Source organism: Saccharothrix variisporea, assembly GCF_003634995.1.
Classification (GTDB): domain Bacteria; phylum Actinomycetota; class Actinomycetes; order Mycobacteriales; family Pseudonocardiaceae; genus Actinosynnema; species Actinosynnema variisporeum.
The window spans coordinates 8,963,772-8,985,730 of the sequence record NZ_RBXR01000001.1 but is presented as its reverse complement, the minus strand read 5'-3'; the positions used below and the strand labels follow the sequence as shown (position 1 = coordinate 8,985,730).

Below are 21,959 nucleotides of genomic sequence, written 5' to 3'. Positions count from 1 at the left end.
CGTAGTGGGCTCGTGCTCAGCGCGAGGCGCGGCCGAGCTGGTTGTCGATGAAGTCGAACAGCTCGGACGTGGACGCCGCGGCGAAGTCCGGCCGCGCGCGGTCGTCGGCCGGCTGGTCCCAGCGCGCCAGCAGCCCGCGCAGCCGTGCGGTGATCTCGTCGCGCTGGTCGTCGTCGTGGCCGACCACGGCCAGCGCCGCCTCCAGCCGGTCCAGCTCGGCCAGCGCGGGCGCGGTCGCCGCGGGCGTCAACCGGTCCAACACCGAGTCGGCCAGCGCCGCCGGCGTCGGGTGGTCGAACACCGCCGTGGCGCTCAGCCGCACCCCGGTCGTCGCGGTCAGCCGGTTGCGCAGGTCCACCGACGTCAGCGAGTCGAACCCGAGGTCGGCGAACGGGCGCTCGGGGTCCACCCGCTTCGGGTCGCCGTGGCCGAGGACCGCCGCGACCTGGGCGCGGACCGCGTCCTCGACCAGCGCCCGGCGCTGCTCGGGCGCGACGCCCGCGAGGCGTTCGGCCAGCGTGGCGCGCGGGGTCCGGTGCACCAGCCCGCGCAGCAACGGGCTCTCGGGCAGGGCCGACAGCGGCGCGGCGACCACGGCGGGCCGGCCCGCCGCGACGGCCTGGTCCAGCAGGTCGTCCTCGCCCAGCGCCACGAACACCGAGCCGGACCGGCGGCGGGCCAGGGCGTCGAGGAACGCCGCCGCCGCCGCGTGGTGCGCGCGGCCGGCGACGCCGAACCAGTCGTCCACAGTGGACACCAGGACCAGCGGGCGGTCGGGGTGCTCGACGTGCAGCCGCCACGCCTCGTCGACCGCGCCGCGCAGGGCGTCGGCCAGGGTGTCGTCGTCCAGGGCGGCCAGCACGCGTGTGCCGGTGGCCTCCGGCCGGTGCACGACCGCGCCGGCGACTCCCGCCGCGCCCGCCGCATCGGCAACCCGCGCCCCGCCGGACGCGTCGGCGACTCCCGCAGCGGCGGCGGCCTTGACCAGCCGGGGCGCGAACGCCCGGCCCTCGCGGACCACCACCTGCGGTTCGCCCGCGGCCACGATCGGCGCCAGGTCGTCGGGCTCGCCGCCGACCAGCACGATCCGGTCCGGCGCCTCCGCCTGGGCGGCGCGCACCAGGCCCCACACGGCCGCCACGCCCGGGTCGGCAGGGTCGGGCGTGAGCACGACGACGCGGCTGTCGTCGGCCGACCGCGCGCGCAGCTCGGTCAGCACCCGCCGGGTGGCCGCGTGCGCCGTCGCCACCGGGTCCGGCCCGGCCTCGACGCGCAGCACGACCAGCTCCGGCCCGTCCACCGCACCCGCGCCGGCCGCCTCCGGCCCGTCCACCGGCCCGTCCACCGGGGGCAGCTCCACCGGCACCCACTCCACCTCGTACAGCGCGGCCCGACCGAGGGACCGGTGTTCCACGGCGTCGACCCGCGCCACCTCGGCGCCGCTCTCGTCGCGGAACACCAGGTCGTCGTCCACGTGCGTGGCGACGCCGGGCGCGGTGGCCCGCAGGCCCCGCCACACCGCGGCCTCCACCCCGGCGCGGTTCAGCAGGGACAGGTCGACCCGCGCCGCCACGACCGCACCCCCGGTGAGCGCGCCGCGCGCGTGCTCGACCCAGCCGTCCTCCCACGCGTGCACGGTCACCGGCCGCTCACCGCCGCGCGGCGCACCGACCTTCACCTGCACCCGCACGCCCTCCCCCGCGGGCAGCGAGGTGACGTCGAGGTCCACCACCGGGTGCCCGACCTCGCGTCCCGCGTGCCACACCAGGTCCGCCACACCGGCGGCGGTCAGCGGCTCGGCGGACGTGCCGGTGAACAGCACCTCCTCGCGGCCCGCCACCGGCACGCCGGCGTCCAGCACCGGGTGGCCGCCCGCGGTGCGCCGGCGCGGGGTGAGCCAGTACCGCTCCCGCTGGAACGGGTAGGTGGGCAGCGCGACCCGGCGGCCGGGGAACGCCGACCAGTCCACCGGCACGCCCCGCGCGTGCAGGTGGCCGAACAGCTCGGTCGCGGTGTGCCGCTCCGACCGGTCGCGGCGCAGCGCGGGCAGCGCCGCCGCGCCGTCCGGCAGCACCGCCGCCAGCAGGCCGGTGAGCACCGCGTCCGGGCCGAGCTCGACGAACGTGGTGGCGCCCGCTTCCAGCAGGCCGCGTGCCGCGTCGGCGAACCGGACGGTGTCGCGGACGTGCCGGACCCAGTACCCCGGGTCGGTCCAGTCGGCCGCGCCGCCGGTCACCGTGGACACGGCCGCGACGGTGGGCTGCCGGTAGGTCAACGACTCCGCGACCCGGCGGAACTCGGCGAGCATCGGGTCCATCAGCGGAGAGTGGAACGCGTGGCTGACGGTCAGCCGCTTGTGCCGGTACCGGGCCGCGAAGTCCAGCACGGCCCGTTCCTCGCCGGACAGCACGACCGACCGCGGCCCGTTCACCGCGGCGATCGCCACGCCTTCGGGCAGGTCCAGCTCGTCCTCGGCCGCCTGCACCGAGACCATCGCGCCGCCGCGCGGGAGCGCCTGCATCAGCGAGCCCCGCGCCGCCACCAGTTCCGCCGCGTCGGCCAGCGACAGCACGCCCGCCACGTGGGCGGCGGCGATCTCGCCGACCGAGTGCCCGGCGACCAGGTCGGGGCGCACGCCCCAGGACTCCAGCAGCCGCCACAGCGCGACCTCGACGGCGAACAGCGCCGGCTGCGCCACCCCGGTCTCGTCCAGGCCCTCGCCGGTGGCGATGGCGTGCCGCACGGGCAGCAGCGCGCACACCTCGTCCAGCGCGCGGGCGAACACCGGGAACGCCAGCGCCAGCTCCTCTCCCATGCCGACGCGCTGGGACCCCTGGCCGGTGAACACGAAGGCCAGCCGTCCGGGCCGGGCCTTCGGCAGCGGCACGGCGGCACGCAGGTCGGCGGCCCGCTCGGCGACGACGACCGCGCGGTGCTCCAGCAGCGCCCGCCCGGTGCCCAGCGTGAACGCCAGGTCCGGCAGCGGCACGTCCACCGCCGCCAGGCGCTCCACCTGGTCCGCCAACGCCTCCGGGGTGCGGGCCGACACGACCAGCGGCACGGGACCGGGCACGAGCTCGGGCGCCGGCTCCTCGGGTGCCTGCTCCAGCACGACGTGCGCGTTGGTGCCGCTGATCCCGAACGACGACACCGCACCCCGGCGCGGCCGGTCGGCGGTCCACTCGCGCTCGCTGGTCAGCAGCTCGATCGCACCCGTCCACGCCACGTGCGGGCTGGGCTCGTCCACGTGCAGGGTGCGCGGCAGGACACCGTGCCGCATGGCCTCCACCACCTTGATCACGCCACCGACCCCGGCGGCGGCCTGGGTGTGGCCGATGTTCGACTTGAGCGAGCCCAGCGCCAGCGGCCGGGCGCGCTCCCCGCCGTACACGGCGTGCAACGCCTCGGCCTCGATCGGGTCGCCCAAGGTCGTGCCGGTGCCGTGCGCCTCGACGACGTCCACGTCGGACGGTGCCAGGCCCGCGGCGTCCAGGGCGGCGCGGATCACGCGCTGCTGGGCCGGGCCGTTGGGCGCGGTCAGGCCGTTGGACGCCCCGTCCTGGTTGACCGCCGTGCCGCGCACCACGGCCAACACGGGGTGGCCCAGCCGGCGGGCGTCGGACAGGCGTTCCACCAGCAGCACGCCCACGCCCTCGGACCAGCCGGTGCCGTCGGCGGCCGCGGCGAACGGCTTGCACCGGCCGTCCGGCGCGAGCCCGCGCTGCCGGGAGAACTCGACGAACGCGGTGGGCGTGGCCATCACGGTCGCGCCGCCCGCCAGCGCCAGGTCGCACTCGCCGGACCGCAGCGCCTGCACCGCGAGGTGCAGCGCCACCAGCGACGACGAGCACGCCGTGTCGACGGTGATCGCCGGTCCCTCCAGGCCCAGCGCGTAGGCCACGCGGCCGGACGCGACGCTGCCCGCCGTGCCGCCCGCCAGGTAGCCCTCCAGTTCCGGCGGCAGCGCGCCGCCGCTGCCGTAGTCGTGGTGCATCAGGCCGGTGAACACGCCGGTCCGGCTGCCGCGCAGCGACGACGGGTCGACGCCCGCGCGTTCCAACGCCTCCCACGCCGTCTCCAGCAGCAGCCGCTGCTGCGGGTCGGTGGCCAGCGCCTCGCGCGGCGACATGCCGAAGAAGTCCGGGTCGAACAGGTCGGCGTCGTGCAGGAACCCGCCCTCGCGGGTGTAGGACGTGCCGGTGCGCTCGGGGTCCGGGTCGTACAGGGCCTCGAGGTCCCACCCGCGGTTGGCGGGGAACCCGCCGATGGCGTCCACGCCGTCGACCACCACCCGCCACAGGTCCTCCGGCGACCGCACCCCGCCGGGGTAGCGGCACGCCATGCCGACGATCGCGATCGGCTCCTCGGCCGCCGCCCGCCGCCGCACCGCGACCGGCGCGGTCGCGCCCGCCAGGTGGGTGGCCAGCGCCAGCGGCGTCGGGTGGTCGAACACCAGGGTGGTGGACAGCCGCTGCCCGGTGGCGGCGGCGAGCCGGTTGCGCAGCTCCACGGCGGTCAGCGAGTCGAACCCCAGTTCGCTGAACGCGCGTTCGCCGTCCACGCCGTCCGGGTCGTCGTGCCCGAGGACGGCCGCCGCGTGGGTGCGGACCAGGTCGGTCAGCGCGCGCAGGCGGTCGGCGTCGGACAGGCTCGCGAACCGGTCCGGTGTGGTCGTCGCCGTCTGCGGGCCACTGCGCCGGGGGGCGAGCGCGCTCAGCGCCGGGTGCGGGTGGTCGCGCAGCGCGGCCCGGTCCACCCCCGTCACGGCGAGCACGGGCGCGTCGGTGGCCAGGGCGGCGTCGAACGCGGCCAGGGCCTCGTCGGTGCCGATCGGCGTGAGCCCCAGCCGGGCGATCCGCCGGCGGTCCACGTCGGACAGCCCGCCGGACAGCGCGCTGCCGGTCTCCCACAGCCCCCACGCCAGCGACGTCGCGGGCAGGCCCAGCGCGCGCCGGTGCTCGGCGAGCGCGTCCAGGAACGCGTTGCCCGCCGCGTAGTTGGCCTGGCCCGCCGTGCCCAGCAGCCCGGCCAGGGAGGAGTAGAGGACGAACGCCTCGACGTCACCGGCCAGTTCGTGCAGGTTCCAGGCGGCGTCGACCTTGGGCCGCAGCACCTCGTCCACCTGCTCGGGGGTCAGCGAGTCCAGCACGCCGTCGCGCACCACGCCCGCCGCGTGCACCACCGCCGTGACGGGGTGTTCGGCCAGCAGCGCGGCCAAGGCGTCCCGGTCGGCCGCGTCGCAGGCCGCCGCGACGACCTCCACGTCCCCGGGCAGCTCCGGCACGGCACCGCTGCGGCTGACCAGCACCAGCTTGCGGGCGCCGTGCCGGGTGACCAGGTGCCGGGCCAGCGCGGAGCCGAGCGCGCCGCCGGCCCCGGTGATCAGCACGGAGTCCCACGTGGGCGCCGGACCGGTCGGGTGCGGCGCGGGCACCAGGCGCGGCTCCACCACGCGCCCGTCGCGGACCAGCGCGAACCGGTCCGGGTGCTCGGCGCGCGCGCTGCGGACCAGCCCGGCGACGGCGGCGTGCGCGAGGTCGTCGCCGACCGCGACACCGAGCCGCCCGCCGTCGCGGGCCGCCCAGTCACGCAACACGCCCAGCACGTGGTGCACGGCCTCCCGGGTCCGTTCGGGCACCGGGCCGTCGCCGACCGGCACCTCGATCGTCTCGTCCACGGGCTCGTCGGACTCGTGCCAGGTCGGGGCGAACAGCAGCCGCTGCCCGGTCACCGGCGCGTCGAACGGCCGCAGCACCAGCTCGGCGACCGACACCACCGGGCCGCCCGCGGCGTCGGCGACCAGCAGCGACACCGCGTCGGGGCCGGTGGGCGCGACGCGGACGCGCAGCGCCGTGCCGGCGGTGCCGTGGAAGCGGACCCCGTGCCAGGCGAAGGGCAGCCGGGCGGGCCGGTCGTCGGCCACGCCGTGCAGCAGCGGGTGCAGCGCGGCGTCGAACAGCGCCGGGTGCACGGCGAACCCGGCCGGCGTCAGATCCTCCGGCGCGGCGACCTCGGCGAACAGCTCCTCGCCGTGCCGCCACAACCGCCGCAGCCCGCGGAACGCCGGTCCGTAGCCGTAGCCGTGCTCCTCCAGGCCCGCGTAGGAGAAGTCCACTTCGGACGCTCCCGCGGGCGGCCACGCGACGAGGTCGTCCACGGGCGCGTCGCTGACGTCGAGGACACCGGTCGCGTGCCGGGTCCAGGGCTCGTCCTCGCCGTGCCGCGCGTGGACCTCGACGGTCGTGTCGGTGCGCACCACGCGGATCGACACCGCCCCGTCGTCCGGCACGACCAGCGGCGTGGTGACGGTCAACTCGGCGACCGCGCCCACCAGCTCCACCAGAGCCGTGCCGGGCACGACGATCGCGCCGTGCACGCGGTGGTCGGCCAGCCACGGGTGCGTGGCCGCGGACAGCGAGCCGGTGAGCACCGTGGAACCGTCGGGCAGGTCCACCGACGCGCCAAGCAGCGGGTGGTCCGCCGACCGCAGCCCGGCCGCCGTCACGTCGGGGCGCGGGGCGGGCCGCAGCCAGAACCGCTTGCGCTGGAACGCGTACGTCGGCAGCGGCACCTTCCGGGCGCCCGGGAACACCGCCGCCCAGTCCGGGTCCAGGCCTCGCACGTGCAGGCCGGCCAGGGCCTCGGCGACCGCCACCGGCTCCGGCCGGTCAGAGCGCAGCAGCGGCACGGGGACGAGGTCGTCGAACGCGGCGGCGGCGAGGCCGGACAGGACGGCGTCCGGTCCCAGCTCGACCAGCGTCGTGACGCCGTCCTCGCGCAGCACCGCGAGGGCGTCGTGGAACCGCACGGTGGCGCGCACCTGCTCCACCCAGTACTCCGGGTCGGTCCAGTCGGCGTCCCGGCGCACCGTCGACACCACGGGGATCGTCGGGCGCGCGTAGGTCAGCGTGCGGGCGACGGCCCGGAAGTCGTCCAGCATCGGCTCCATCAGCGGCGAGTGGAACGCGTGGCTGACCACGAGCCGCTTGCCGCCCCACGGTCGCGCGGCCTCCAGCACGGCCTCCTCCGGACCGGACAGGACGATCGACCGCGGCCCGTTGACCGCCGCGACGGCCACACCCGCCGGCAGGTCCACCTCGTCCTCCGCCGCCCGCACCGCCACCATCGCGCCGCCGGCCGGCAACGCCTGCATCAGCGCGCCCCGGGCGGCCACCAGCCGCGCCGCGTCGGCCAGCGACAGCACCCCGGCCACGTGCGCGGCGGCCAGCTCGCCCACCGAGTGGCCGACCAGCGCGTCCGGGCGCAGCCCCCACGACTCGACCAGCCGGAACAACGCCACCTCGACCGCGAACAGGGCGGGCTGGGCGAGGCCCGTGCCGTCGAGCCCGTGCCCGGACTCGATCGCCTCGCGCAGGGGCAGGTCGAAGTGGGCGAGCACCTCGTCCAGCGCCCGTGCGAACACCGGGTGCGCGCGGGCGGTCTCCAGGCCCATCCCGACGCGCTGCGCGCCCTGGCCCGTGAACGCGAAGGCGGTGCGCCCCTTGGGCGGGATCACGGCCTCGGGCATGGCGGCCGGGTCCAGCGCGGCGGCGCGGTAGGGCATGGCGGTGCGGGTGGCCAACGTGTAGGCGGCGTCGGGCGTCCACTCGACGCCGGTGAGCCGCCGCGCCTGCTCCGCCACCGCCGCTGGCGACCGCCCGGACAGCACGACCGGCACCGGCCCAGCGGGCGCTGCTTCCGGCACGCGGTCGACCCCGGTCACGTCCGCCGGCGCGACCGGTTCCGCCGGCCCGCCCTGCCCGATCACGTCCGCCGACCCGTCCGCCGGCGCGGCCGGTTCCTCCGGGGTGGCCTCTTCCAGCACGACGTGCGCGTTCGTGCCGCCGAAGCCGAACGACGACACCGCGCCCCGCCGGGGCCGGTCCTCGGCGCTCACCCACGGCCGGGCCTCGGTCAACAGCGCCACCGCCCCGGACGTCCAGTCGACGTGCCGGGACGGTTCCTCCGCGTGCAGCGTCCGCGGCAGGACGCCGTGCCGCATCGCCTGCACGACCTTGATCACGCCGCCCACGCCGGCGGCGGCCTGCGCGTGCCCGATGTTGGACTTCAACGACCCCAGCCACACCGGTTCCGCGCGACCCTGCCCGTAGGTGGCCAGCACCGCGCGCGCCTCGATCGGGTCGCCCAGCGTGGTGCCGGTGCCGTGCGCCTCGACCACGTCCACGTCGGCCGGCGACAGCCCGGCGGCGTCCAGCGCGGCCCGGATCACCCGCTCCTGCGCCGGCCCGTTGGGTGCGGTCAGCCCGTTGGACGCGCCGTCGGAGTTGACCGCGCTGCCCCTGATCACGGCGAGCACCCGGTGGCCGTGGCGGCGGGCGTCGGACAGCTTCTCCAGCAGCAGCACGCCGACGCCCTCGGCCCAGCCGGTGCCGTCCGCGCGGTCGGAGAACGACTTGCACCGGCCGTCCGGGGCCAGCCCGCGCAACCGGGAGAACTCGATGAACGCCGTGGGGGTGGACATCACGGTCGCGCCGCCGGCCAACGCCAACGCGCACTCGCCGCGCCGCAGGGCGTTCGCCGCGAGGTGCAACGCGACCAGGGACGACGAGCACGCCGTGTCCACCGTGACGGTCGGTCCTTCCAGACCGAACGTGTAGGCCAGCCGCCCGGAGGCGATGCTGCCCGCGCTGCCGCTGAACAGGTACCCCTCGACGCCCTCGGGCGGTAGGTCGGGGCGTGAGCCGTAGTCGTTGTACATCGCGCCGACGAACACGCCGGTCCGGCTGCCGCGCAACGACTCCGGGTCCAGGCCCGCGTGCTCGAAGGCCTCCCAGGTGGTCTCCAGCAGCAGCCGCTGCTGCGGGTCGACGGCCAGCGCCTCGCGCGGCGACAGGCCGAAGAACTCGGCGTCGAACAGGTCGGCGTCGTGCAGGAAGCCGCCCTGCCCGGTGGTGGACCGGCCCAGCCGGTCGGGGTCGGGGTCGTGCAGGTCGGCGGGCCAGCCCCGGTTGTCCGGGAACGGCGTGACGGCGTCGCGGCCCTGGTCCACCAGGTCCCACAGGTCGTCGGGCGAGGCGACGCCGCCGGGGTAGCGGCAGGCCATGCCGACGATCGCGATGGGCTCGTGCTCCCGGTCCTCGACCTCCTTGAGCCGGCGGCGCGCGTCGCGGGCGTCGGTGATGGCCCGCTTGAGGTAGTCGCGGAGCTTGTCTTGGTCAGCCACGTCGTCTCCAGGTCAGTCCAGCTCGTCGACCAGCGCGAACAGCGCCTCGTCGTCGGCCGCGTCGAGGTCGAGGTCGGGGTCCGGGGCGGGGGCGGCGCCTACCAGCGCCCGCAGCCGGTGCAGCGCCGCGTCGTCCAGTCCGCCGGCGCGGACCAGGGCCTCCAGCCGGTCCACGACCGGCCCGGCCTCGTCGGCGACGAGCAGGCCGCGCACGTGGTCGGCCAGCGCCGCCGGGCTCGGGTGGTCGAACACGACCGTGGTGGGCAGGTCGAGGCCGGTGGCGGCGCGGAGCCGGTTGCGCAGCTCCACGGCGGTCAGCGAGTCGAAGCCCAGTTCGCTGAACGCCCGCCGCGGGTCCACGGCGTCCGGGTCGTCGTGGCCGAGGACGGCGGCCACCTGGTGGCGCACCAGCGCCTCCGGGTCCGCGGGGGTCTCGACGGCGGTCGGGCGCGGCGCGGCGGCCGCAGGGCGCACCAGGTCGCGCAGGACGGCCGGCAGGTCGTCCCGGCCACGCAGCGCCGCCCGGTCGATCCGGGTCACGGCGAGCACCGGCGCGCCGTGCGCCAGGGCGGCGTCGAACAGCCGCATCGCCTCGTCGGCGGCCAGGGGGCGCAGACCCGAGCGCCCGAGCCGCCGCAGGTCCACTTCGGACAGTCCGCCGGACAGCTCGCTCTCGGTCTCCCACAGCCCCCACGCCAGCGACACGGCGGGCAGGCCCGCGGCCCGGCGGTGCTCGGCCAGCGCGTCGAGGAACGCGTTGCCCGCCGCGTAGTTCGCCTGACCGGCCGTGCCCAGCAGCCCGGCGACCGACGAGTAGAGGACGAACGCGGTCGCGTCGCCGGCCAGCTCGTGCAGGTTCCAGGCGGCGTCCACCTTGGGGCGCAGCACGGCGTCGACCTGCTCGGTGGTCAGGCCGTCGAGCGTGCCATCGGCCACGACGCCCGCCGTGTGCACCACGGCGGTGGGCCGCCACCGCGCGAAGACCTCGGCGAGGGCGTCGCGGTCGGCGACGTCGCACGCCACGAGGGTCACCGACGCGCCCAGTCCGGCCAGCTCGGCGCGCAGGTCCTCCGCGCCCGGCGCCTCCGGGCCGCGCCGGCCCACCAGGACGAGGTCCCGCACGCCTTGGGCGGTGACGAGGTGCCGGGCCAGGACGCGGCCCAGCGCGCCGGTCGCGCCGGTGATCAGCACCGGACCGCTCCCCCAGGCCACGTCCGCGCCCGCCCCGGCCGACCGGACCAACCGCGGCACGAACACCCGACCGTCGCGGACGGCCACCTCCGGCTCACCCAGCCGCAGCGCCGCGTCCAGCTCCGCGTCCGGCGTGCCGTCCGCGACGGTCGCCAGCGCGAACCGGCCGGGCTGCTCGGCCTGCGCGCTGCGCACCAGGCCCCGCACGGCGGCGTGGTCCACGCCGTCGCGGATCACCACGGCCAGCGGCCCCTCGGCCCCGCGCAGCACCTCCAGCACGTGGTGGACCGCCGCGCGCCCTCGGACGTCAGCCGGGACCCGGTGGACGGTCCGGCCGTGCGGTGGCGCGTCGGCGACGGCCATTTCGCGCCACACCAGGGCGTGCAGGCCGTCCGGCGGCGCGGTGCGCCCCAACGGCCGCAGAGCCAGTTCGTCCACGGTGAGCACGGGGTTGCCCTCGGCGTCCGCGACGGCTAGCGACACCGCCGAGCCGCGGCGCGTGAGCCGGACCCGTGCGGCGGGCGTGGTGGAGTGCACCGTCACCCCGGTCCACGAGAACGGCACCACGGCCTCGGCGTCCTCGTCCACCACACCCGGCAGCAGCGCGTGCAGCGCCGCGTCCAACCGGGCCGGGTGGACGACGAACCCGGCCTGCTCGGGGCCATGGACCTCGGCAAACAACTCGTCGCCGCGCCGCCGCAACGACGTCAGCCCCTGGAAGGCGGGCCCGTAGTGGTAGCCGTGACCGGCCAGCCGCTCGTAGGCGCCGGTCAGGTCGACCTCCTCGGCGTCGTCGGGCCACTCCCATGCGGCCGGTCGCGGTGCGTCGGCGGCCAGCACGCCCGAAGCGTGCAGCTCCCACGGCACGTCGTCGCCCGCACGGGCGTGGACGGTGACCGGCCGCCGCCCCGCCTCCGCCGGGCCGACTGTCACCTGGAGCCGCGCGGTGCCCAGGACCAGCGGCGCGGCCAGGGTCAGCTCGGCCACGTGCGGGTGGCCGGTGCGCGCGCCCGCCGCGAGCGCGAGGTCCAGCAACGCCGTGCCGGGCAGGAGCACGTCCTCGCCCACGCGGTGGTCGCGCAGCCACGAGCCGGCGGTCACGCGGCCGGTCAGCACCACGGTGTCGCCGCCCGCCAACTCGACGGCCGCGCCGAGCAGCGGGTGGCCGGTGTCGCCGAGGCCCAGCGCGTCCGCGCCCCGCGCCGCGACCGGCGCGTCGAGCCAGAAGCGGCGGCGCCGGAACGGGTAGCCGGGCAGCGGCACGGGCCGCGCCCCGGGGTAGTCCCACGTCACGCGCACACCGCGGGTGTGCAGGACGCCCAGTGCGGCCAGCGCCGACTCCGACTCCGGGCGCCCGGCCCGCAGCAGCGGGGTCACCGAGCCCGGCTCGTCGGTCAGGCACTGCGCGGCCAGCGCGGTGAGCACGCCGTCCGGCCCCAGTTCGAGGAACTCCGTCGCGCCGAGGCGTTCGAGGCTGCGCACGCCGTCGAGGAACCGCACCGCCTCCCGGACGTGGGTCACCCAGTAGTCCGGCGACCGCAGCTGCTCGGGCGTGGCGACCACGCCGGTCACGTCCGAGACGATGGTGATCTGCGGGTCGCGGAACACCAGGCCGTCCAGCTGGTCGCGGAACGCGGCGAGCACGTCGTCCATGTGCGGCGAGTGGAACGCGTGGCTGACCGGCAGCAGCCGCGTGCGGCGGCCCCGTTCCCGCCACTCCCGCACGGTCGCCACGACCGCGGGCTCGTCCCCGGACACCACCGTGGAGCGCGGGGCGTTCACCGCGGCCACGGCCAGGCCGGGGCGCAGCGCGGCACGCACCTCCTCCTCGGTGGCCTCGATCGCGGCCATCGCGCCGCCCTCGCGCGCCGACTGCATCGCCCGGCCACGCGCGGCGACCAGGCGGCACGCGTCGGGCAGGTCGAGCACGCCCGCGACGTGCGCGGCGACCACCTCGCCCACGGAGTGGCCGAGCAGCAGGTCCGGTCGCACGCCGTGGTGCTCGACGTACCGGAACAGCGCCACCTCCAGGGCGAACAGCGCGGCCTGGGTGAACGCGGTCTGGTCCAGCAGGGCCTCCTCCGGGGTGTCCCGCTCGGCGAACAGCACCGTCCGCAGTGGACGGTCCAGCAGCGGGTCCAGGTGCGCGCACACCTCGTCCAGCGCCCGCCGGAACACCGGCGACCGCTCGTACAGGTCACGGCCCATGCCGACCCGCTGGCTGCCCTGCCCGGTGAACAGGAACGCCAGCGCCCCGCGGCCCGCGCCGTCGCCGCCGCGCACGTCCGCCAGACCGCGCGCCAACGCCTCCCGGTCGCCGACGACCACCGCGCGGCGCTCCAGCAGTGCCCGGCGCGACAACGTCAGGCCGACGTCCGCCACGTCCAGCTCGGGGTGCTCCGCCAGGTGGGCGCGCAGCGCCTCGGCTTGGGCGCGCAGCGCGTCGTCGTCCCGCGCGGACAGCACCCACGCCACCGGTCCCGCGGTCGGGGCGCGTTCGGCGTCCGGCTCCGGGTCGGGCTGCTCCAGCACGACGTGGGCATTGGTGCCGCTGAGCCCGAACGACGACACCGCCGCCCGGCGCGGCCGGCCGGTGTCCGGCCACGCGCGCGGCTCCACCAGCAGCTCCACGGCGCCGGAGGACCAGTCCACGTGCGGGGACGGGTGCTCGGCGTGCAGGGTGCGGGGCAGGACGCCGTGCCGCATGGCCTGCACGACCTTGATGACACCGCCCACGCCCGCGGCGGCCTGGGTGTGGCCGATGTTGGACTTCAACGACCCCAGCCACAGCGGTTCGGCGCGGTCCTGGCCGTAGGTGGCGAGAATCGCCTGGGCCTCGATCGGGTCGCCCAGGGTGGTGCCGGTGCCGTGCGCCTCCACCAGGTCGACGTCCGAAGTGGACAGTCTGGCGGCGGCCAGCGCCTGCCGGATCACGCGTTCCTGGGACGGCCCGTTGGGGGCGGTGAGTCCGTTGGACGCGCCGTCGGAGTTCACCGCGCTGCCCCGCACCACGGCCAGGACGCGGTGGCCGCGCTTGCGGGCGTCGGACAGGCGCTCGACCAGCAGCAGGCCGACGCCCTCCGCCCAGCCGGTGCCGTCCGCGTCGGCCGAGAAGGACTTGCAGCGCCCGTCGCGCGCCAGGCCGCGCTGGCGGGAGAACTCCACGAACGTGCTCGGACCCGCCATCACCGTGACGCCGCCCGCCAGGGCCAGGTCGCACTCGCCGGAGCGCAGGGCGTTCGCCGCCAGGTGCAGGGCGACCAGCGACGACGAGCACGCCGTGTCCACCGTGATGGCGGGTCCCTCCAGGCCGTAGGTGTAGGCGAGGCGGCCCGAGATCACGCTGGAGGTGTTGCCCGCCAACAGGAAACCCTCGACCTCGTCGGGCGTGTCCGGCAGCCGCGACGCGTAGTCGTCGTACATGACGCCGGTGAAGACGCCGGTGCGGCTGCCGCGCAGGGCGGCGGGGTCGATCCCGGCGTCCTCGAACGCCTCCCACGCCGTCTCCAGCAGCAGGCGCTGCTGCGGGTCGGTGGCCAGCGCCTCGCGCGGCGACATGCCGAAGAAGGCGTTGTCGAACAGGTCGGCGTCGTGCAGGAAACCGCCCTCGCGGGTGTAGGACGTGCCCAGCCGGTCCGGGTCGGGGTCGTAGAGCGCGTCGAGGTCCCAGCCGCGGTTGGTCGGGAACCCGGTGATCGCGTCCCGGCCCTCGGTCACCAGCCGCCACAGGTCCTGCGGCGAGCGCACCCCGCCGGGGTAGCGGCACGCCATCCCGACGATCGCGATGGGCTCGTCGGCGCGGACCGCCGTCGTGGCGGCGGACTTGCGCCCGGTGCCGGCCACCAGGTGCGCGGCCAGGGCGACCGGGGTGGGGTGGTCGAACACCAGCGTGGTCGGCAGCCGCAGCCCGGTGGCGGCGATCAGCCGGTTGCGCAGGTCCACCCCGGCCAGGGAGTCGAAGCCCTGGTCGCGGAACGCGCGCTCGGGGTCGACCGCGCGGGCGTCGGCGTGCCCGAGCGCGGCCGCCGCCGTGGCGCGCACCAGCTCCAGCGCGGACGCTTCGGTGAGCGCCGTCGCGCGAGGTGCCGGCGCCGCAGCCGGGCGGCGACGCACCAGGCCGCGCAGCGGCGCCGGCACGACGTCCCCGTCGAACCGGGACGGGGCCAGGGCGGCGGGCACCAGCAGCGCCGGGCCGGTGGACACCGCGCGGTCGAACAGGGCGAGGCCGCGCTCGGCGTCCAGGGGCGCGATGCCCGAACGGGCCCAGCGCGCCAGGTCCGCCTCGCCCAGCCCCTCCCCCATGCCGGCCGCCCACAGCCCCCACGCGAGCGAGGTCGCCGGGAGGCCCAGGGACCGGCGGTGCGCGGCCAGGGCGTCCAGGTAGGTGTTGGCGGCGGCGTAGTTGGCCTGCCCTGCGGTGCCGAGCACCCCGGAGACCGAGGAGAACAACACGAACGCGTCGACCCGGCCGACCAGCTCGTGCAGGTGCCGCGCGGCCAGCGCCTTGGCGGCCAGGACCCGGTCGACCTGCTCGTCGGTCAGGGCGGTCGTGGTCGCGTCGTCCAGGACGCCCGCGGCGTGCACGACGGCGGTGATCCGCTCGCCCGCCAGCACGGCGGCCAGGGCGTCGCGGTCGGCCACGTCCACCGCCGCCACGCGGGCGCCCAGCTCCGCGGCCAGCTCGGCGGCCCCCGGCGCGTCGAGCCCGCGCCTGCTCAGCAGCAGCAGGTTCGTGACGCCGTGCCGCCGGGCGAGGTGGCGCGCGACCAGGGCGCCGAGGCCGCCCGTGCCGCCGGTGACGACGACGGTGCCGTCCGGGTCCAGGCCCAGGCCGGGTGTCACGTCGCCCGCGTCGGCCCGGACCAGCCGCGGCACCAGGACCACGCCGTCGCGCACGGCTGCCTGCGGCTCACCGGTCGCCAGCGCTGCCGCCACGGCGTCGTCGTGCTCGGCGTCCACCACGACCACCTGGTCCGGGTGCTCGGTCTGCACGACCCGGACCAGGCCCCAGACCGCCGCGCCCGCCAGGTCGTCGACCGGCTCCCCTGCCCGCGCGGCGACCGCCCGCCGGGTGCGGAACACCAGCCGGTCGGCGGGGCCGTGCTCGGCCGCCAGCCAGTCCTTGACCAGCCCCAGGGCGCGGCGCACGGCCACGCCGGGGTCGTCGGTGTCGACGGGCGGCACGACGACGACTTCGCCGACCGGCTCGCCGCTCGTCCGCACCGGCCGCCACTCGAGCGCGAACGCCGCACCGCCGTCCCGTGCGAGGGCGTCCTTGGCGACCGCGCGCAGCGTGATGCCCTCGATCACGCCGACCGGCGTGCCGGCGCCGTCCGCGAGCGCGATCGCGTACGTGTCGGTGCCGGTGGGCGTGATGCGGACGCGCAGCCGCGTCACGTCGGCCGCCCGCAGCTCGACGCCGCTCCAGGCGAACGGCAGGCGGATCTCGCCGGCCGCGGCCGGTGCCAGCACCAGCGGGTGCAGCACGGCGTCCAGCAGCGCCGGGTGCACCAGGAAACCGCGCTCGGCGGCCGGGACGGCGACCTCGGCGTAGAGGGTCGTGCCGTCGCGCCACATCCCGGTCAACCCGCGGAAGGGGCCGTCGTAGTCGTAGCCCAGCGCCGAGAGCCGGTCGTAGGCGTCGGCCACCGGCTCGGGCTCGGCGTCGGGCGGCCACGGGAACTCCTCGACCGCGCCCACGGCCTCCGCGAGCGTGCCGGACGCGTGCCGGACCCACCCGTCCACCCGGGAGTGCACGGTGAACCGGCCGTCGCGCACGGCCACCTGGACCTCGACCGACCCGTCCGCGGGCACCACCAGCGGTGCCTCCAGCGCCAGGTCGTCCACCCGGGGCAACCCGACCCGCTCGCCCGCGGCCAGCGCCAGCTCCAGGAACGCGGTCGCGGGCACCAGGACCGAGCCGTTGACGACGTGCCCGGCCAGCCAGGGCTGGGCACCGAGCGACACCTCGCCGGTGAGCACCAGCTCGTCCCGCTCGGCCAGCTCCACCGCGTCGGACACCAGGCCCGTGGCGCGGGGCCGCGGCGACAGCCAGAACACCTCGCGGCGGAACGGGTAGGTCGGCAGGTCGACCCGGCCGTCGCCGGGCGCGAACGACGCCACGTCCAGGGTCGCGCCGTGGGCGTGCGCACGGGCCAGGCCGGCGACGGCGACGTCCACCTCCGGCCGACCCGCTCGGCCCAGAGCGACCGCCGTCACCCCGGCCGACTGCGCCAGCGGTGCGAGGACGGCGTCCGGGCCGACCTCCACGAACACCCCGGCGCCCCGGTCGCGCAAACCGTGCACGGCGTCCAGGAACCGCACGGTGGCGCGGATCTGCCGGGTCCAGTGGTCGGCGTCCGCCACCAGCGGCCGTCCGTCCACTGTGGACACGACCGGGACGGTGGGCTCGTGGTGCTCGACCGTCGCGGCGACCGCGCGGAACTCGTCGAGCACGTCGTCCATGTGGTGCGAGTGGAACGCGTGGCTCACCGCCAGCCGGCGCGTGCGGGCGAACCGCGCGGCGAACGCCGCAACCGCGTCGTGGTCACCCGCGACGACCACGGACTCCGGCCCGTTGACCGCCGCGAGCGACACCCCTTCCGGGAGGTCCAGGTCTTCTTCCCGGGCCTGGACGGCGACCATCGCGCCGCCGGGCCGCGCGGACTGCATGAGCCGGCCGCGGGCCGCGACCAGCGCCGCCGCGTCCGCCAGGGTGAGCACGCCGGCGACGTGCGCGGCGACCAACTCGCCGATGGAGTGCCCCGCGAGCAGGTCGGCCCGCAGGCCGTGGTGCTCGGCCAGCCGGAACAGGGCCACCTCGAACGCGAACAGCGCGGGCTGCGTGTAGCGGGTCTCGTGCAGCTCCGGGTGGTCGCCGAACATCAGGTCGCGCAGCGGGCGGTCCAGGTGCGGCTCGAAGGCGGCCACCACGTCGTCGAGGGCGGCGGCGAACACGGGGTGCGCGGCGTGCAGTTCGCGCCCCATCCCGGCGCGCTGCGCGCCCTGACCCGTGAACAGCACCGCAGTGCGGGCGTCCGGGATCGCCGACACCACGTCGGGCGCGGCGAGGCCCGCGGTGAGCTCATCGGCGGTCCGCCCCACCACGACCGCCCGGTGGTCGAACCGCGTGCGGCCCGCGAGGCTCCGGGCGACCGCCGCCACGTCGGGGGCATCCAGCGCACGCAGCCGCGTCGCCTGCTCCCGCACGGCCCGCTCGTCGTGCCCGCTGAGCACCCAGGCGACGGGGTTCGTCACCGCGACGGGCGCCACCGGCGGCTCGACGTCGCCCTGCTCCAGGACGAGGTGCGCGTTCGTGCCGCTGATGCCGAAGGACGACACCGCCGCCCGCCGCGGCCGGTCGGTCGCCGGCCACTCCCGCCGCCGGACCAGCAGCTCGACCTTGCCCGAACCCCAGTCCACGCGGGGCGTGGGCTCGCCGACGTGCAGCGTGCGCGGCAGCACGCCGTGGCGCATCGCCTCGACCAGCTTGATCACGCCGCCGACACCCGCCGCCGCCTGGGCGTGGCCGATGTTGGACTTGAGCGACCCCAACCACAGCGGCTCGGCGCGGTCCTGGCCGTAGGTCGCCAGGATCGCCTCCGCCTCGATCGGGTCGCCCAGGGAGGTTCCGGTGCCGTGCGCCTCCACCACGTCGACGTCCGAAGTGGACAGCCCGGCGTCGGCGAGCGCCTGCCGGATGACGCGCTGCTGGGACAGGCCGTTCGGCGCGGTCAGCCCGTTGGACGCCCCGTCGGAGTTGACCGCCGAGCCGCGGATCACGGCCAGCACGCGGTGCCCGTTGCGCCGGGCGTCCGCCAGCCGTTCCAGGACGACGAGCCCGACGCCCTCGGCCCACGCCGTGCCGTCCGCGTCGGCGGAGAAGGACTTGCACCGGGCGTCTGCGGCCAGGCCGTGCTGCCGCGAGAACTCCAGGAACATGCCGGGCGTGGCCATGACCGCGACGCCGCCGGCGATGGCCGCCGACGATTCGCCGCTGCGCAGCGACCGCACCGCCAGGTGCAGCGCGACCAGCGAGGACGAGCACGCCGTGTCCACGGTCAGCGCCGGTCCGACGAGGCCGAGCTGGTAGGCGATCCGACCCGACATGACGCTCGGCGTCGCCCCGGTCAACACGTGCCCCTCGGCCTGCTCCGACGCCTCGTGCATGCGCGGTCCGTAGTCCGACGCCGTGCCGCCCACGAACACGCCGGTGCGCGTGCCCCGCAACGACACGGGGTCGATGCCCGCGCGCTCCACAGCCTCCCAGGCGACTTGCAGCAGCAGGCGTTGCTGCGGGTCCATGGCCAGCGCCTCGCGCGGCGAGATGCCGAAGAACGCCGGGTCGAACTCCGCCGCACCGCCGAGGAACCCGCCTTCGCGCACGTAGCTCGCGCCCGACCGGTCCGGGTCGGGGTGGTGCAGGTCGGGCGCCCAGCCGCGGTCGGCGGGAAAGGGTCCGATCGCGTCCCGCTCGCCGACGACCAGCCCCCACAGGTCCTCGGGCGAGGCCACGTCACCGGGGTACCGGCAGGCCATCCCGACGATCGCGATCGGTTCGTCACCGCCGGTGGTGTCCGGCGCGGCCTCGTCGGCCGGGTCCGGTGCGCCGGACAGGTAGTCGACGACCGCGTTGGGCGTCGGGTGGTCGAACAGCAGACCGCTCGGCAGTGACCGTCCGGTGGCGTCGGCGAGGGCGTCCTGAAGTTCCACGCCCATCAGCGAGTCGAACCCGAGGTCGCGGAAGGGCCGCCGCAGGTCGACGCGGCCGGGGTCGGTCACACCGAGCACTGCGGCCACGTGCGCGGCCACCAGCGCGGCGGTGTCGACCGCCGCCCTGCGAACGCTACCGATGCCCGCCCCGGTCATGCCGAGGCCCTGCCCGGCTCCCCCACCCTTCTCCGCGGCCGTGTCCGGTGCCGTGGCGGGCGCTCCGGGTTGCCCCGCGATCCAGTACCGCTCCCGCTGGAACGGGTAGGTCGGCAGCGCCACCCGCCGCGCGTCCAGGCCGCCGTACACCCCGGCCCAGTCCACCGCCACACCGCGCGTGTGCACGGCGGCCAGCGCGGTGAGCGCCGTGGTCGGTTCGTCCGCGCCCGCGCGCATCATCGGGAACGCCCGGACGCCGAAGGCCGCGGCCATCGCCGAGCACACCCCGTCCGGTCCGGCCTCCAGCAGCGTCACGGCGTCCGCGGCGCGCACCGCGTCGAGGAACCGGACCGGCTGCCGGACCTGCCGCACCCAGTGCTCGGGGTCGCGCAGCTCGTCCCCGGCGAGCGCACCGGTCACCGTCGACACGACCCGGATGCGCGGCGACCGGAAGTCCAGGCCGGCCACCACCTCGCGGAACTCGTCCAGCATCGGGTCCATCAGGCGGGAGTGGAAGGCGTGGCTGACGGTCAGCCGCTTGACGCGCAATCCGCGCCCGCGCAGGGACTCCGCGTAGGCGAGGGTCGGTCCCTCCGCGCCCGAGAGGACGACCGAGTCCGGCCCGTTGACGGCCGCCAGGTCCACGTCCTCGGGCAGGTCGAGGTCGCCCTCGGCCGCGTTCACCGCCACCATCGCGCCACCGGCCGGCAGTGCCGCCATCAACCGCCCGCGCGCCGACACCAGCGTCGCCGCGTCGGCGAGCGACAGGACGCCCGCGACGTGCGCCGCCGCGATCTCGCCGACCGAGTGGCCCAGCACGACGTCCGGGACCAGGCCCCACGACTCGGCGAGCCGGTGGGCCGCGACCTCCACCGCGAACAGCGCGGGCTGGGTCCAACCGGTGTCGTCCAGGCCGTCGCCGGAGGCGATCACGTCCCGCAGCCGCGGGTCGAAGTGGGCCAGGGCGTCGTCGAACGCCCGAGCGAACACCGGGAACCGCTCGTGCAGCCCCAGCCCCATGCCGACCCGCTGCGCGCCCTGACCGGTGAACACGACGCCGAACGCGCCCTCGACCACCTCACCGGTGACCACGCCGGTCCCGGGCGCTCCCGCCGCGATCGCCGCCAACCCCGCGTCCAGGGACGCCCGGTCCGTCGCCACGACCGCCGCGCGCCGCTCGAACGCCGTGCGCGTCGTGGCCAGCGACCACCCGAGGTCCACCGGCTCGCCGGCCGTCTCCCGCAACCGCGCCGCCTGCGCACGCAGCGCCTCGACCCCGCGCCCGGACAGCGGAACGACCACCTGCGCTGCTGGACGTGTCCCACCCGCGGTGGCCGAGCCTTGTGCCGGGTCGGCGGCCGGCTCGGCCACGACGACGTGGCAGTTGGTCCCGCCCATGCCGAACGAGCTGACCCCGGCGACCAGCGGGCGGTCCGGCTGCGGCCAGCCCGACAGTCCCGTGTGGACGGTCAGGTTCAGCTCGTCCAACGGGATGGCCGGGTTCGGCGTGCTGAAGTGCAGGCTCGGCGGCAGCTGCCGGTTGCGGATGGCCAGCACCACCTTGAGCAGCCCCGCGACACCCGCCGCGCCCTCCAGGTGCCCGATGTTGGTCTTCACCGAACCCACCGGCAGCGGCAGCTCCCGCCCGGCGAACACCGCGCCCAGCGCCGCCGCCTCCACCGGGTCGCCGACCGGGGTCCCGGTGCCGTGCAGCTCCACGTACTGCACCTGCTCGCGGGTGACGCCCGCCCGCCGCTGCGCGGCCCGCACCACGCGTTCCTGCGCCCGCGCGTCGGGCACGGTCAGCCCCGGCGTCGCGCCGTCGTTGTTCACCGCACTGCCCAGCAGGACGGCGTGCACCTCGTCGCCGTCGGCCAGCGCGGTCCGCAGCGGCTTGAGCACCAGCACCGCCGCGCCCTCGCCGCGCACGTACCCGTTGGCCCGCGCGTCGAAGGTGTGGCACCGCCCGTCCGGCGACAGCCCGCCGAACTTCTCCGCGCCCACCGCGCCCTCGGCGAGCAGGTTCAGCGTCACGCCCGCCGCGAGCGCCAGCGGCGACTCGCCCGAGCGCACGCTCTGGGCGGCCAGGTGCACGGCCACCAGCGACGACGACTGCGCGGTGTCGACGACGACGCTGGGGCCGTGCAGGTCGAGGGCGTGCGAGACGCGGTTGGCGATGATGCCGCGGTGCGTGCCGATGTTGGTGTGCTGGGTGATCGCGCCGCGGCCCAGGGTCAGGGCGGTGTAGTCGTCGCGCAGCGCGCCCACGAACACCGACGTGGGGGTGCCGGCGAGGTCGGCGGGCACGATCCCCGCGTCCTCCAACGCCTCCCACGCCAGTTCCAGCACGAGCCGCTGCTGCGGGTCCAGCGCCGCCGCCTCGCGCGGCGAGATGCCGAAGAACGCCGCGTCGAAGTCGCCGACACCGTCGAGCACCGCGCCCCACCGCGTCCCGCGCACTTCCGGCGACAGTCCCTCGCGCCGCTCCGGCGGCAGCTCCACCACCGCGTCGCGGCCGTCGCGCAGCAGCCGCCAGAACGCGGCCGGGTCCGGCGCCATCGGCAGCCGGCAGGACATCCCGACCACCGCGACCGCGTCGTGCAGGTTCGTCATCGACCGTCCTCCGCCCCCAGGGAAAAACTCCTCCGGGGTCGTTCCTAGTGAGCGGTCCTCCGCACCCGGTCACGCACCGGTAGGCGGGTGTCCTCCGGATCAC

The 21,959-nt window shown here is 76.9% G+C and carries 2 protein-coding genes; both read right to left on the bottom strand.

Annotated features, from left to right (window positions below; all coding sequences use genetic code 11):
- Positions 1-16: 16 nt before the first annotated feature.
- On the bottom strand, positions 17-9,184 hold the full coding sequence (locus tag DFJ66_RS40395) for a type I polyketide synthase (protein WP_121229862.1): 9,168 nt from the start codon (positions 9,182-9,184) through the stop codon (positions 17-19).
- A 12-nt stretch (positions 9,185-9,196) separates the two neighbouring features.
- Positions 9,197-21,856, bottom strand: a complete 12,660-nt coding sequence (locus DFJ66_RS40390) for a type I polyketide synthase (RefSeq protein ID WP_121229860.1) — start codon at positions 21,854-21,856, stop codon at positions 9,197-9,199.
- Between the last annotated feature and the right edge of the window lie 103 nt (positions 21,857-21,959).